Annotated in this window: 12 protein-coding genes; 6 read left to right on the top strand and 6 right to left on the bottom strand. The window is 73.2% G+C overall.

Annotated features, from left to right (window positions below):
• The first annotated feature begins 84 nt into the window (after window positions 1–84).
• A complete protein-coding gene (locus ACGFMK_RS31200) occupies window positions 85–576 on the top strand; it encodes a hypothetical protein (RefSeq protein ID WP_392770700.1) in 492 nt (163 codons plus the stop codon).
• Here the strand turns inward: ACGFMK_RS31200 and ACGFMK_RS31195 are convergent.
• From ACGFMK_RS31195 to ACGFMK_RS31185, 3 genes are all read right to left on the bottom strand, one after another.
• A complete protein-coding gene (locus tag ACGFMK_RS31195; protein ID WP_392770697.1) occupies window positions 573–1,433 on the bottom strand; it encodes a glycosyltransferase family 2 protein in 861 nt (286 codons plus the stop codon). The genes ACGFMK_RS31200 and ACGFMK_RS31195 overlap by 4 nt on opposite strands.
• 67 nt (window positions 1,434–1,500) lie before the next feature.
• The gene (locus ACGFMK_RS31190) at window positions 1,501–2,649 is read right to left on the bottom strand and encodes a glycosyltransferase family 4 protein (RefSeq protein WP_392770694.1); all 1,149 of its coding nucleotides are present in this window, start codon (window positions 2,647–2,649) and stop codon (window positions 1,501–1,503) included.
• Between the two features lie 53 nt (window positions 2,650–2,702).
• Entirely contained in the window at window positions 2,703–3,779 is a 1,077-nt protein-coding gene (locus ACGFMK_RS31185; RefSeq protein ID WP_392770690.1) for a glycosyltransferase family 4 protein, read from the bottom strand.
• Window positions 3,780–3,788: 9 nt separating this feature from the next.
• Here ACGFMK_RS31185 and ACGFMK_RS31180 point away from each other — a divergent pair, with 9 nt between their 5' ends.
• From ACGFMK_RS31180 to ACGFMK_RS31170, 3 genes are read left to right on the top strand one after another with little or no spacing between them, the layout of a single operon-like run.
• Window positions 3,789–4,724 carry a glycosyltransferase family 2 protein gene (locus tag ACGFMK_RS31180; protein ID WP_392770687.1) on the top strand — a complete coding sequence of 312 codons (936 nt, stop codon included), beginning with the start codon at window positions 3,789–3,791 and terminating at the stop codon, window positions 4,722–4,724.
• A gap of 30 nt (window positions 4,725–4,754) precedes the next feature.
• Window positions 4,755–7,265 carry a glycosyltransferase gene (locus ACGFMK_RS31175; protein WP_392770684.1) on the top strand — a complete coding sequence of 837 codons (2,511 nt, stop codon included), beginning with the start codon at window positions 4,755–4,757 and terminating at the stop codon, window positions 7,263–7,265.
• On the top strand, window positions 7,258–8,343 hold the full coding sequence (locus tag ACGFMK_RS31170; protein ID WP_392770682.1) for a glycosyltransferase family 4 protein: 1,086 nt from the start codon (window positions 7,258–7,260) through the stop codon (window positions 8,341–8,343). The genes ACGFMK_RS31175 and ACGFMK_RS31170 overlap by 8 nt, the downstream gene beginning before the upstream one ends.
• 21 nt (window positions 8,344–8,364) lie before the next feature.
• On the opposite strand, the gene rfbD is transcribed toward ACGFMK_RS31170, so the two are convergent.
• Together rfbD and rfbB are read right to left on the bottom strand one after the other, a co-directional pair.
• On the bottom strand, window positions 8,365–9,258 hold the full coding sequence (gene rfbD / locus ACGFMK_RS31165; protein ID WP_392770679.1) for a dTDP-4-dehydrorhamnose reductase: 894 nt from the start codon (window positions 9,256–9,258) through the stop codon (window positions 8,365–8,367).
• Window positions 9,259–9,263: 5 nt separating this feature from the next.
• Window positions 9,264–10,253, bottom strand: coding sequence for a dTDP-glucose 4,6-dehydratase (gene rfbB, locus ACGFMK_RS31160; protein WP_392770677.1), 990 nt, complete (start codon window positions 10,251–10,253; stop codon window positions 9,264–9,266).
• A 138-nt stretch (window positions 10,254–10,391) separates the two neighbouring features.
• On the opposite strand from rfbB, the gene ACGFMK_RS31155 reads away from it, so the two are divergent.
• Both ACGFMK_RS31155 and ACGFMK_RS31150 read left to right on the top strand, forming a co-directional pair.
• A complete protein-coding gene (locus tag ACGFMK_RS31155) occupies window positions 10,392–11,939 on the top strand; it encodes an LCP family protein (RefSeq protein ID WP_392770674.1) in 1,548 nt (515 codons plus the stop codon).
• A 38-nt stretch (window positions 11,940–11,977) separates the two neighbouring features.
• Window positions 11,978–13,264 carry an LCP family protein gene (locus ACGFMK_RS31150; RefSeq protein ID WP_392770671.1) on the top strand — a complete coding sequence of 429 codons (1,287 nt, stop codon included), beginning with the start codon at window positions 11,978–11,980 and terminating at the stop codon, window positions 13,262–13,264.
• Here the strand turns inward: ACGFMK_RS31150 and ACGFMK_RS31145 are convergent.
• The gene (locus tag ACGFMK_RS31145; protein WP_392770669.1) at window positions 13,257–14,093 is read right to left on the bottom strand and encodes an NAD(P)H-binding protein; all 837 of its coding nucleotides are present in this window, start codon (window positions 14,091–14,093) and stop codon (window positions 13,257–13,259) included. The genes ACGFMK_RS31150 and ACGFMK_RS31145 overlap by 8 nt on opposite strands.
• Between the last annotated feature and the right edge of the window lie 12 nt (window positions 14,094–14,105).

The following is a 14,105-nucleotide window of genomic DNA, read 5'->3' as shown; positions in this document are numbered from 1 at the left end:
GAGGTCGCCCGGAGGGCCTACCCTAGACAGGAAACAGGCGGGCCTTTCCCCAGAGGGCCCCGGGTCAGTCGGGAGGCCGAGGGGATGGACCCCCGCGATCGGGCGGACGCCCTGCTCGCACGAGCCCAGGCGCGTGGTGTGTTCGTGGTGACACCGGACAGTGCCATTTCGCCGATGGACGCCTCGAACACGCAGCAGATACCGCGTGCCGCCATCGACGGCCTCGACAGAAGCCAGGACCCCGACACGACCACGCAGCTGCCGGCGTCGCTGATCGAGGAGAACGACCACCCGCTGGCCGGCAAGTCGCCGACCCGGCGGCTGGAGGTCTCCGGCGCCTCGGGCATCGCCAGCGGCTCGGGCGGGCGTCGCCAGCAGGTGACCGCACCGCTGAGCACGCCGTCGCCGACGACGCCGATGAAGACCCCGGTGACGACGCCGCTGGCCCGCCGGCCCCAGGCCGAGCCGATCACGAGCCCGCTGAAGGAGCCTGATCCGGAGGACACCGGCCTGGTGCCGACGGTGACGCAGAACAACGGCAAGTCCGACCTCTCGCGCCGGCTCGACGGGATCTAACGGGTCTCGAGCTTCAACCGGAGCTTGAGACCGAGCTTCACGGCGGCCAGGACCGGCTTCCAGACGAGGCTCCGGTGGCGGTCGGCGAGGTAGCGGTAGGCGCTGTCGTGGTGCGCCTTCAGCATTTTCTCCGACGCCTGCGACGTCGAGTGCCCGCCTTCGTGAGTCACGCTCGAAGACGGCACGTAGACGTTCTGCCAGCCCGCCTTCGCCAGCCTGTCGCCGAGGTCGACGTCCTCGAAGTACATGAAGTAGCGCGTGTCGAAGCCGCTGACGGAGTCGAACGCCTCCCGGCGGAACAGCTGGCACGAGCCGGACAGCCAGCCCGCGACGCGCTCGACCGGCGTGCCGGTCTCCTGCCGGTACTGCCTGGTCCACGGGTTGCCCGGCCAGACCTTGGCGAACGCCGCGTGCCCGATGCCGCGGCCGAAGGAGGGCAGCAGCCGCGCCGACGGGTAGACGGTGCCGCCGACGTCGTGGATCAGCGGCCCGAACGCACCCCCGCGCGGCCACCGCTGGGCGGCGTCGAGCAGCGCGTCGAGCGAGCCGGGCTCCCATTCGAGGTCGGGGTTGACGACGACGACCCAGCCGTACCGGTCGTCGAGCTCGGCGACCCCGCGGTTCGCGGCGGTCCCGTAACCGACGTTGTCCCCGATGCTGAGCAGCTGCGCGTTCGCCCGCCGCCGCGTGATCTCCTCGAGAGCACCTTCGACGGAGGCGTTGTCCGCGACGACCACCTTGACCTCGCGCTCGGTGGCCTTCTCGAGGGTGTCGAGGAACCGCTCGATGGTGTCCTCGGAGAAGTAGGTCACGGTCACGACGCCGACGTCATCGCCATAGCGGGAGTCCTCAGTCACCCGGCCATTGTCCACGCGTCACCGAGCGTGAAGCGGGTGCCCCGGGCCAGGAGCACGGTGGAAGAAGTCAGCGGGTGCGGAGGTGGCGGGACCAGGCCTTGGCGTACGCCTCCCGGTGCCGCTCCGCGGTCGTCGCCCACGAGAACTCCTTGGCCCGCTGCTGCGCCGCCGTGGCCAGCTCGAACCGGCGGCCCGGGTCGGCCAGCAGCTCCGCGATCGCCGCCGCGACGTCGCCCGCTCCCACTCCGCAGTACGCCACCGCGTCGCCGCCCACCTCCGGCAACGACAGCCTGCGCGTGGTCAGCACACACGCGCCGCACGCCATCGCCTCCAGGACCGGGAGGCCGAAACCCTCGCCCAGCGACGGGTACGCCACCAGCGAAGCCCCGCCCAGGAAGCCCGCCAGCGTGCCGAACGGCAGGTAGCCCGCCCGGATCACGCGCAGGCGGTGCGGGACGGCGTCCAGCGCGCGCTCCACCTGCGTGTCCCAGCCCGGTTGGCCCGCCAGGACCAGCGCCGGGGCATCAGCCCGCCCGGCGACCGCGCGGGCGAAGCCGCGGATCAGCGCCGGGACGTTCTTGCGCGGCTCCAGCGCCCCGAGAAACGCCACATAAGGCGTCCGCCCCAGGCCGACGGCCGCGCGGGCGGCCGCGACCTCCGCCGGGGACGGCGGGTGGAACCGTTCGGTGTCGACGCCGTGGTGGATGACCTCCACCGACGCGTGCCGCACCGGGCTGACGCGGGCCAGTTCCGCGGCCGTCGCCGCCGACGGGACCACGCACACCGTCGCGCGCCGCAGGGCTGTCGCCGTCCATGCGCGGAAGAAGCGGGCCTTCACCGACGAGTGCAGGACGGCGTCGGTGAAGAACGTCGCGTCGTGCAGCGTGACGACCGACGCGGCCGACGTCGCCAGCGGCATCGTGTAGTGGGGCGAGTGGACGACGTCCGCGCCGAGGCGGCGGACCAGCCGTGGCAGGGTCGCCTGCTCCCAGGTCAGCCGCGCGGTGCGGGTGGTCGTCGACGGCGAGGCGGGCACGATGCGTGACCCCGGCGCCAGCCGATCGTAAAGCTGCAGGTCCCGCGGCTGGCAGACGACGGTGATGCGCGCCCCGTCCGCGTCCAGCGCGGCGACGAGCGAGTCCACGTAGCGGCCGACCCCGCCGCGGTCCGCGGGGACCGCGGTCGCGTCGATCAGGACCCGGGGATCATCGCTCACCCCCGTAGGGTACGGCGGCGACGCTGCGTCATGGTGGGGAACTGGCAAACCCGTCAGTCACGTGCTCGCCGGTGGATCGCCCAAACGGCTTCCGCGGCGCGACGCCAGGTGAACGCCTTGGCCCGCTCGCGTCCCGACCGGGTGAGCTCCGCCGCCCGCTCGGGTGACCCGAGCACTTCACGCAGCGCTTTCGTCAACGCGGCGGCGTCCCCGCGCGGCACCGTGATGCCCGCGCCGCCCGCCACCTCGACCAGCGCCGGGACGTCGGTGTGCACCACCGGGACGCCGGCCGCCATCGCCTCCAGCAGCCCCAGCCCGAAGCCCTCGGCGAGGCTCGGCACGGCCAGCACGCTCGCCCGCCGCAGCACGGTCGCCAGCTCGGCGTCCGGCACCTTCCCGAGCACCCGCAGCCGGCCGGGCGGCAGCCCGCGCTCGGCGGCCAGCGCGGCCGGGTCGACGTCACCCCAGCCCGGCTGCCCGGCGAGCACCAGCACCGTGTCGTCCAGCGCGGCGACGGCGTCGACCAGCACGTCGATGCCCTTGCGCGGCTCGATCGTGCCCACCGCCAGCACGTACCGCGCGGGCAGGTCGACCTCGGCCGAACCCCGGGGCACGCGCACGCCGTGCGGGATCACGCGCACCGGGACGTCGACGTCGACCAGCACCGCCAGCTCGTCGGCGACCGCGCGGGTCGGCACGACCAGCCCGGACGCGCGGCGCGCGGCCCGCGCGATCATCGACCGGTGCCAGCTGACCCCGCGCGCGGTGAGCGTCTCGGGGTGGGTCCAGGGCACGGTGTCGTGCACGGTCACGCTCAGCGTCCGCCCGGCCGGGGCGCGCGGCGGCGCGAACGGCGTCGGCGCGTGCACCGCGTCGCCGCCCGGCCACCAGGGAATCCCCAGCTGCCAGACGCCGATCAGCGCCCGCGGCGGGAGCCGCAGCACGCGCGGGCCCTCGACGCCGTCGAGCTCGGCCGCGCCGACGTCGGCGTGCCGCGCGACGACGCTGGACACCGTCCAGCCCGGTGGCGCGGTCTTCGCGAGCGCGGGCAGCAGCTCGGCCGTGTAGCGCCCGGTGCCACCGGGCACGGGCGCGAGGAGCTGCTCGGCGAGCACGACCAGTTCGGGCACGCGGCTATTGTGCGGGACGTGACGCCGAATCCCGCCACCACGGTGGTAGTCGTGACCTGGCGGGGTGCCGGGCACGTCGCCGCCTGCCTCGACGCGCTCGCCGCGCAGACGCGTCCACATCGGACGCTCGTGGTGGACAACGCCTCGGACGACGGCACCGCCGAGCTGCTCGCGGCGCACCCGAGCCAGCCGCGGGTCCTCCGTCTCCCCCGCAACACCGGCTACGCGGGCGCGCTCGCCGTCGCGGTCAAAGAACTCGAGACGCCGCTGATGGCGTGGCTCAACGACGACGCCGAACCCGAGCCCGGCTGGCTGGAAACCCTCGAAGACACGCTCGAGAAGTCACCACTGGCGGCCGCGGCGACGTCGCTGCTCGTGCTGCCCGGCGGCCCGGTGCAGTCGGCCGGGGTGCGGCTGACCGCCGACGGTCACGGCGCCGACCTCACCGAGCCCGCGGGTGAGGTCTTCGGCTTCTGCGGTGGGGCGGCGCTGCTGCGCGTCGAGGCCCTGCGCGCCGTCGGCGGCGTCCCGGCCGGGTTCTTCTGTTATTACGAGGACACCGACACGGCGTGGCGGCTGCGGCTGGCCGGGTGGGACGTCGTCGCGGTGCCGGACGCCCGGGTCCGGCACGCCCACGGCGTCAGCAGCAAGCCCGGTTCGGTGCCGTTCCACCGCTGGAACGAGCGCAACCGCCTGCTCACGCTGCTGCGCTGCGCCCCTCGCCAGGTCGCGCTGAACCAGCTGGTCCGCTTCGCCGTGTTGACAGCGGTGCTGCCGCTGCGGCCGGGCCGCCCGGCCGCGGCGAACTTCCGGTTCGGCCTGCGCTGCCGCGTCCTCGCCGAGGTCGGCGCGCGGTTGCCGGCGACGCTGCTGGCCCGGCGGCGGATCGGCCGCCGCGCGGCGCTGGGCCGAGGCGCGGTCTGGGAGGCATGGGCCGGCCTTTAAGCTGAGCCCAATCCGACGAAGGAGCTGGCTTTGGCGCAGGGGGAACAGCAACCGCTCGTCTCGGTGATCCTGGTGAACTACCACGGCGCCGACGACACGATCACCTGCCTGCGCGCGCTGGCCGAGCACGACTACCCCGAACTCGAGCTGATCTGCGTCGAGAACACCCCGGGCAGCGCCGACGCCGCGCGCATCCGCGAGGCCGTCCCCGGCGCGCGGGTGATCGAGGCCGGGCGCAACACCGGGTTCGCCGGCGGCTGCAACCTCGGCGCCCGCCACGCCAAGGGCACGGTCGTCGCCTTCCTCAACAACGACGCGCGCCCGGCGCCCGGCTGGGTGTCCGCCGCCGTCGCCGAGCTGCGCGCGCAGCCGCGGGTCGCCGCGGTGGCCAGCAAGGTCCTCGACTGGGACGGCACCGGCACCGACTTCGTCGACGGCGGCCTGACCTGGTTCGGCATGGGCTACAAGCGCCACGCGGGCAGCCCGCTGGCCGACGTCCCGGCTGCCGAGCACGAGGTCGCGAAGGACGTCCTGTTCGGCACCGGCTCGGCGCTGTTCGTCCGCGCGGGCGTGTTCGCCGAGCTCGGCGGCTTCGACGAGCGGTTCTTCATGTTCTACGAGGACGTCGACCTCGGCTGGCGGCTCAACCTGCGCGGCTGGCGCGTCCGGTACGTGCCGGAGTCGCTGACCTACCACCGCCACCACGGCACGATGGGCGCGGTCGACGCACCGGAGACCGGCCGCGAGACCTTCCTGCTGGAGCGCAACGCCCTGGCCTCGCTGTACAAGAACCTCTCCGACGAGACGCTCGCCCGCGCGCTGCCCGCGGCGCTCGCGCTGGCCGTCCGCCGGGCCACCGCCCGCGGTGAGCTGGACGCGACCCAGCTGGACCTGGAGCAGGGTGTCGGCCCGATCGAATCGGGCGACGTCGCGATCCCGCGGACCACGCTCGCCGGGCTCCTCGCGATCGACCAGTTCGTCGAGCAGCTGCCGTCGCTGGGCCAGGCCCGGGCGGTCGAGCAGGCCGCCCGCGTGCGCACCGACGCCGACCTGCTTCCGTTGCTGCGCAAGGCTTTGGAGCCCGCGTACCCGCTGCCGCGCTACCTCGCCGCGCACGACATCCTCGTCGAGGCGTTCGGCATCGAGAAGGCGTTCGGGCAGCGCCGCAAGATCCTCGTGATCACCGGCGACGCGCTCACCGAGCGGATGGCCGGCCCGGCGATCCGCGCCTGGAACATCGCGCTGGCGCTGTCCGCCGAGCACGACGTCCAGCTCGTCACGACGAACCCGCTGGCCACGCCGCCACCCGCGCCGTTCCGGGTCGGCGCCGGGAAGCGCCACGAGCTGGAAGCACCGATCGCCTGGGCCGACATCGTCGTCCTGCAGGGGCACGTGCTCGAACTGGCGCCGTCGCTGAAGAAGGAGCACAGCGGCAAGATCGTCGTCGCCGACCTGTACGACCCGATGCACCTCGAGCTGCTGGAGCAGGGCAAGGGCGTCGCGGACGACAAGCGCGCGGCGGACCTGGCCGGCGTCACGAAGGTCCTCGACGCCCAGCTCGAACGCGGTGACTTCTTCCTCTGCGCGTCGGAGCGGCAGCGGCACTTCTGGCTCGGCCACCTGGCCGCGCTCGGCCGGCTCTCGCCGCGGCTCTACGACGCCGACCCGACCACGCAGTCGCTGCTCGCGGTCGTCCCCTTCGGACTGTCGCCGCAGCCGCCTGCCCGGACCGGGCCCGGCCTGCGGTCCTCGCTGGGCATCGGCGGCACCGACCACGTCGTGCTCTGGGCCGGCGGGGTGTACAGCTGGTTCGACCCGCTGACGCTGGTGCGCGCGATCGACGAGCTGCGCCGCCGCCGCGGGGACGTCCGCCTGGTGTTCCTCGGGATGAAGCACCCGAACCCCGAGGTCGCCGAGATGGACATCGGCGCCCGGACGATCCGGCTGGCGGACGCGCTGGGGCTGACGGACAAGCATGTCTACTTCAACGAGCAGTGGGTGCCCTACGGCGAGCGCCAGAACTGGCTGCTCGACGCGAACTGCGGGGTCACCACACACTACGAGCACGTCGAGACGACGTTCGCGTTCCGCACCCGGGTGCTCGACTACCTGTGGGCCGGGCTGCCGATCGTCACGACCGACGGTGACGCGTTCGCCGATCTGGTGCGCACCGAGAAGCTCGGGGTCGTCGTCCCGGCCGAAGACGCCGGCGCACTGGCCGACGCGCTCGAGAAGTCCTTGTACGACGAGGAGTTCGCCGCCGGCTGCGTCGAGCGGATCGCCGTCGTCGCGCAGCGGTTCGCCTGGCCGGAGGCGCTCAAACCGCTGGTGGAGTTCTGCCGCGACCCGCGCCCGGCGGCCGACCGGCTGCCGGGGTCGGCGGACCTGGTGACGACGCCGCCGGTGCGCGGCCGGGCGATGCTGCGCCGCGACACGGACCTGATCCGCGAATACCTCGCCGACGGCGGGCCGTCCGAGCTGGCGCGACGCGTCGGCGGCCGGGTCGTCAAGGTCGCGAAGCAACGGTTGCGCCGTGGCTAAACCGCTTCGCGTTCTCCTCGACGGCACGCCGTTGCTCGGCGCGCGCACCGGAATCGGCCGGTACACCGCCGCGCTGAGCGAGGAACTCGCGTCGAACCCCGAGGTGGACACCCGCGCGGTGGCGTTCACGCTGCGCGGCTGGCGGCGGCTCCGGCACGTGCTGCCGCACGGCGTGCGGGCCCGCGGGATGCCGGTGGCGGCGCGGCTGCTGCGGATGACGTGGCTGCGCTCGGACTTCCCGCCGGTGGAGCTGTTCGCCGGCTCGACCGACGTCGTGCACGGCACGAACTTCGTGCTGCCGGGCCGGTTCCGCGCGGCGGGTGTCGTCACGATCCACGACCTGGCCTTTTTGGACAATCCCGCCGAGCTCGCCCCGAGCGACCGCGACCTGCCGGAACTGGTGCGCCGCGGCGCCCACCGGGCGGACGTCATCTGCACCCCGACCGCCGCGGTGGCCGACGCGGTGGCGACCCGGCTGGACGTCGACCGCGACAAGATCGTCGTGACCCCGCTGGGCGTCAACCCGGCGTGGTTCACCGCGCGCCCGCCGGACGACGAGCGCCGCGCGCGCCTGGGGCTACCCGGGAAGTACCTGCTGTTCGCCGGGGCCGCGGGTCCGCGCAAGGGCCTCGACTGGCTGGTCCGCGCGCACGACGCCGCCCCGGACCTGCCGGACCTGGTGTTCGCCGGCCCGGGCCCGTTCCCCCGGACGTCCCGCACGCGCCAGACCGGCTATCTGTCCGATGTGGACCTGCGCACGGTGGTCGCGGGCGCGTCGGCCCTGGTGCTGCCCTCACGCGACGAGGGTTTCGGCCTGCCGGTGCTGGAGGCGATGGCCTCGGACGTCCCGGTGGTGTGCACGGACATCCCGGCCCTGCGCGAGGTGGCGGGCGACTGCGCGAGCCTGGTCCCGTACGGCGACGTGGACGGCCTGGCGGAGGCCCTGCGCGTCGCGGTGACCGACCCGCACGGGGTGGCGACGTCCTCGGCCAGACGCGCCCACGCGGCGAACTTCACGTGGCACACGTGCGCGGAACTGACGGTGGGCGCGTACCGCCTCGCCTCGGGCCGCCACTGACCCCGGCCCAGAGCCGGGACGTCAGGGAGCCGCGAAGTAGGCGTCCAGGGCTTCTTCCCACGGACGCAGCGGCGTCAGCCAGGCTTCCTTCCAGGAAGCCGGTGACAGCACCGAATAGGCCGGCCGCGGGGCGGGCCGCGGGAACTCCTCCGTCGTGCACGGCTTGACTCGCGCCGGGTCCGCGCCCAGGTGGGTGAAGACGGCGCGGGCGAAGCCGCACCAGCTGACCGAGCCCGCGTTCGTGCAGTGCAGGATCCGCTGTTCCGGGCCGTCGCCCGAAGCCACGCGGGACGCCAGCTCCAGCAGGCCCGCCGCCAGGTCCGCCGTCCACGTGGGACCGCCGACCTGGTCGTCCACAACGGACAGTTCCGGGTTCGAGGCTTCCAAGCGCGCCATGGTCTTCACGAAGTTCGTGCCCGACTTGCCGTACAGCCAGCCGGTGCGCACCACCCAGGACGACGCGCCCGAGCCCAGCACCGCGTCCTCGCCCGCCGCCTTCGTGCGGCCGTACGCGCTTCGCGGGCCCAGCTCGTCCGAAGGCTCGTACGGCGCGGAGGCATCACCCGGGAACACGTAGTCCGTCGAGACGTGGATCAGCGGCACCCGGCGGGCCGTGCAGGCCGCGGCGAGCACGCGCGGGCCGTCGGCGTTGATCGCGAACGCGCGCTCCTCGTCCGTCTCCGCCGCGTCGACCGCGGTGTAGGCCGCCGCGTTGATCACCACCGGTGCCGAGCCCGCCTCGCGCGCGCGGTCGGCCAGTGCGCCGACCGCCGCCAGGACCTGGCCGGTCTGCGTGACGTCGAGCTCCGCCGACCCCGGCGCGACGACGTCCACGTCCTCGCCCGAAAGCGCGGCGAGATCCCGGCCGAGCTGTCCGGAACCACCGGGCACGAGCACCGTCAACCGCACGAGCACATCCTCTACTTCTTGAGCGCGGCCCGCTCCGCCAGGGGCTCCCACCACGCGCGATTGTCCGTGTACCAGGCCACAGTCGCGGCCAGACCGTCCTCGAAGGACACGCGCGGAGCGTACCCCAGCTCCTCGCCGATCTTCGTGATGTCCACCGAGTACCGGCGGTCGTGACCCTTGCGGTCCTCGACCGGCTCGACGCTGTCCCAGCCCGCCCCGAGCGCCGCGAGCAACCGCTCGGTCAGCTCGCGGTTCGTCAGCTCGGTGCCGCCGCCGATGTTGTAGATCTCGCCCGGCCGGCCGGCGTCGGCGACCAGCTGGATGCCGTGGCAGTGGTCGTCCACGTGCAGCCAGTCACGGACGTTGAGCCCGTCGCCGTAGAGCGGCACCTTCCGCCCGTCGAGCAGGTTCGTCACGAACAGCGGGACGACCTTCTCGGGGAACTGGTACGGACCGTAGTTGTTGGAACACCGGGTGATGCACACCGGCAGCCCGTGGGTGCGGAAGAACGAGCGCGCCACCAGGTCCGAGGACGCCTTCGACGCCGAGTACGGCGAGTTCGGCTCCAGCAGCCGGTCCTCGGTCCAGGAGCCGGTCTCGATCGAGCCGTACACCTCGTCGGTGGACACGTGGACGAACTTGCCGACCCCGGCCTCCAGCGCCGCCTGCAGCAGGTTCTGCGTGCCCAGCACGTTCGTCAGCACGAAGTCGGCGGCGCCGAGGATCGAGCGGTCCACATGCGACTCCGCGGCGAAGTGCACCACGAGGTCCACACCACGCATGACCTCGGCGACCAGGGCGGTGTCACAGATGTCGCCGCGGACGAACCGCAGCCGCGGGTCGGCGGCGACCGGGGCCAGGTTGGCTTCGTTGCCGGCGTAGGTGAGCTTGTCCAGCACGACAACCTCGGCGTCACGCAGCGCCGGGTACGCGCCGCTCAGCGCCTGCCGGACGTAGTGCGACCCGATGAAGCCCGCACCACCGGTGACCAGGACCCGCATCTTCCCGCCTTTCCTCGGCCCCCGGCGGGGGCAACCGGCCCCCAGCCTACGGAGGTCCCACAACACCCTCAGTACAGTCTGGGGTGGAGGCACAGGGGTGCCCTGGGGGAAGCACGGGGTTCACAGGGGAGGAAGCGCGTGACCGATTGGCCTGCGCCGCCCGTCCCGGGCCGCCGTCGCCACGGTGTCGCCATCTTCGCCCGCCGCGGCGGCAAGGTGGTCGTGTCGTTGCTTTCCGTCGCGATCCTGGCCCTGACCTGGTACGGCTGGCACTTCATCGGCGACCCGAACACCGGCCTGACCACCACGAACGTCTTCGCCGACACCGAGGCGCACGCCAAGCCCCTCGACGGCGCGATCGACATCCTCCTGGTCGGCCAGGACAGCCGCACCGACGCGCAGGGCAACCCGCTGCCCCGCGAGGTGCTGGACATGCTGCACGCCGGCGTCTCCGACGGCGAGCTGAACACCGACACGATGATCCTGGTGCACATCCCCCAGAACGGGAAGCACGCCATCGCGATCTCGTTCCCCCGCGACTCCTGGGTGGAGCTGGCCGGCGGGTACGGCAAGCACAAGCTCAACAGCGCGTTCGTCTACGCGTACACGGACACGTACAAAACGTTGCAGCGGCAGGGCATGACCGACCTGAAGCAGGCCGACGCGCAGGCGAAGGTCGCCGGGCGCAAGAACCTCATCGCCACGCTCGAGAAGTTCATCGGCAAGCCGGGCATGATCGACCGCTACGCCGAGGTCAACCTGGCGAGCTTCTACGAGATCACCAAGTCGATCGGCGGCGTCGAGGTCTGCCTCAAGGGCCCGGTCAAGGAGAAGAAGTCCGGGGTGGACCTGCCGGGCGGGCGCCAGACCATCGAAGGCGTGCAGGCGCTCGCGTTCGTCCGCCAGCGCTACGACCTGCCCAACGCCGACCTCGACCGGATCGCCCGACAGCAGGCGTTCCTCTCCGGGCTCGCCCGCAAGGTCATCTCGACCGACGTGCTGACCAGCCCGTCGAAGATCGCCGACCTGGTGAGCGCGGTGAAGAAGTCCGTCGTCGTCTCGCAGGGCTGGGACCTGACCGAGTTCGCCGAGCAGATGCGCGGCCTCACCGGCGGCAACATCGAGTTCCACACCATCCCGACCCAGGGCAACGCGGTGATCGGCGGCGCCGACGTGCTGCGCGTCGACCCGGCCGCGGTGCAGGCGGAGGTGACGCGCCTGACGTTCGACGGCGACGCCCCGGCGACCCCGACGCCGGCGCAGCTGCCCGGCGCGAACGCCGTCACGGTGGAGCTGTTCGACGGCTCGGGCACGGCGACGCTGGCGACCCAGACCCACACGTTGCTGCAGGGCAAGGGCTTCACGCTGCCCGCGGACCAGAAGCTGAGCACCCGCACCACCACGGTCGTCCGGTACAACCCGGCCGACGAGACCGCGCTGGGCCTGGTCAAGCAGGTCCTGGGCACCGCGGTCCAGGCCGAACCGGACAAGGACGTCGCCGCCGGGCACGTGCGCGTCCTGCTGGGCAAGGACTTCAAGAACCCGTCCGCCGGGCCGGGTGGCGCACCGCCGACGTCGACGTCGCCGTCGACGCCGTCGAAGCCGCCGGTCCAGACCTCCACCCCGCCGAGCTCCGCCCCCGCCGCGCCGCCGATCACGGCGGGCGACGTCCCCTGCGTCAACTAGACTGAGTACGCAGTGTGGTCGGGGGGAGGGAACCAGGGGTGGATGACGACCAGGAACAGCCGGAGCCGACCGCAGAACCGGTGACGCAGAGCGACACGGCCCAGTGGAAGCCATCGCCGTTCCCGCGGCAGCCGCCGCCCGAAGAGCCCGTGCCCGTGCCCGCTCCCCGGGCGTCCCGCGCGCGCCGCGCCGGGCGGGTGACGCGCCGGATCGCCGTCGGCCTCGTGTCCCTGATCGCGCTCGGCGCGAGCGGCTACGCCTACGTCACGAAGGACCAGCTGCAGAGCAACGTCCCGACGACCGACGCGCTCACCCCGCGGGCGGGCGAGCCCGCGCCGCCGCCCGCCGACGACGGCGCGGACGACATCCTGCTCGTCGGCAGCGACGCGCGGACGGACGCACAGGGCAACGTGCTGCCGACGCGGGTCCTGCGCGAGCTGCGCACCGAAGCCAACAACGGCGCCGTCAACACCGACACCGTGATCCTGCTGCGGGTGCCGAAGAACGGCGCGAAGCCGTCCGCCGTCTCGGTTCCGCGCGACACCTGGACCGAGATCCCCGGCCGGGGCAAGGCCAAGATCAACTCGGCGTACGGCATCGCGAAGGCGCACTACGCCCAGACGTTGCGCGCGCAGGGCGAGCGCGACCAGGCGAAGATCGAGCGCGACTCCGACACCGAGGGCCGCCGGGTCCTGGTGCAGGCCGTGCAGGACCTCACGCAGGTGCGCGTCGACCACTACGCCGAGGTCAACCTGCTGGGCTTCTACCTGCTCACCGAGGCCCTCGGCGGCGTCAAGGTGTGCCTCAACCACGCGACCGAGGACAAGGACTCGGGCGCGGACTTCCGCCGCGGCGAGCAGACCGTCTCGGGCGGCAAAGCGCTTTCCTTCGTCCGGCAGCGCAAGAACCTCCCCCGCGGCGACCTCGACCGGATCGTGCGGCAGCAGGCGTTCCTGTCGTCCGCGCTGCACCAGGTGCTCTCGGCCGGGACGCTGACCAGCCCGGGCACGCTGAACAACCTGGTGGACGTCGTCCACCGGTCCCTCACCCTCGACCCGGGGCTCGACCTGCTGCAGTTCGCGCAGCAGGCGAAGGGCCTCGCGTCCGGCGACCTGGAGTTCGCGACGATCCCGGTGATCACCGCGAACGGCCGCAGCGAAGACGGTCAGAGCATCGTCGAGGTCGACCCGAACGCGGTCCGGGAGTTCGTGGCCGGACTGGCCGGGCGCGCGACGACCCCCGCGGGCGGTGGCTCGGGCAGCGGCGCCGCCCCCGCCGCGGCGCCGCTGCTCCAAGCCTCCCCCGGGGTCACCTGCGTCAACTGAAGTCGGCGCGGTGCTCCTCGGCCCACTGGCGGAAGGTGCGCGGCGCGGCGCCGGTGACGGCGCGGACGACGTCGGTGACCAGCGACGGCTCGCGGGTGGTCCGCGCCCAGGAGCGCAGGATCTCCGGCGGCACCTCGGGCGGGAAGCCCAGCGCGACCATCCGCTCGGCGGCCTGCTCCGGCGTCAGCTCCTCGACGGCGAGCGGCCGGCCGAGGACGTCGGCGAGGACCGCCGCCTGCTCGCGGAACGAGATCGGCTCCGGGCCGGTGAGCGCGAGCGCTTCTCCGGTGTGCGAGCCGTCGAGCAGGATCCGCGCGGCGACGTCGGCGATGTCGCGCTCGTGGATGGCGCCGATCCGCGAATCCGGGTGGGCCGTGCGGATCACGCCCTCCGCGATGTCCTGGCGCCAGCCCAGGGTGTTCGTCGCGAACGCGCCGGGGTTGAGCACGGTCTCGGCGAACGGCGCCGCGGCAAGCGCTTCCTCGACCGAGCGGTGCAGCCGGGCGATGCGGCTCTGCGCGGACCGCGGTTCCAGCGTGGCCGCCGACGACAGCAGCACGACGTGCCGCACGCCGGCCGCCTCGGCCGCCTTCACGAAGCCGTCGATCCCCTGGCGTTGCGTGTAGAGGAACACCGAGCCGATGCCGTCGAGCGCGGCTTCGAGCGTTTCCGGGCTTTCCAGGTCGGCGCTCACCTTCGCGACGCCGTCCGGGACGTCGAGCGTGGTGGCGTCGCGGCTCGACGCGCGCACGTCCTGACCTGCGGCGACGAGCGCGTCGAGCACGGCGCGGCCGACGTTGCCCCGGGCGCCGGTGACGAGGATGGTCATGAGGATTCCCCA

It is taken from the genome of Amycolatopsis sp. NPDC049252 (assembly GCF_043197175.1).
Classification (GTDB): Bacteria; Actinomycetota; Actinomycetes; order Mycobacteriales; family Pseudonocardiaceae; genus Amycolatopsis.
Note: the sequence above shows the minus strand (reverse complement) of the source record. Positions and strands in the feature narration are given on the sequence as shown.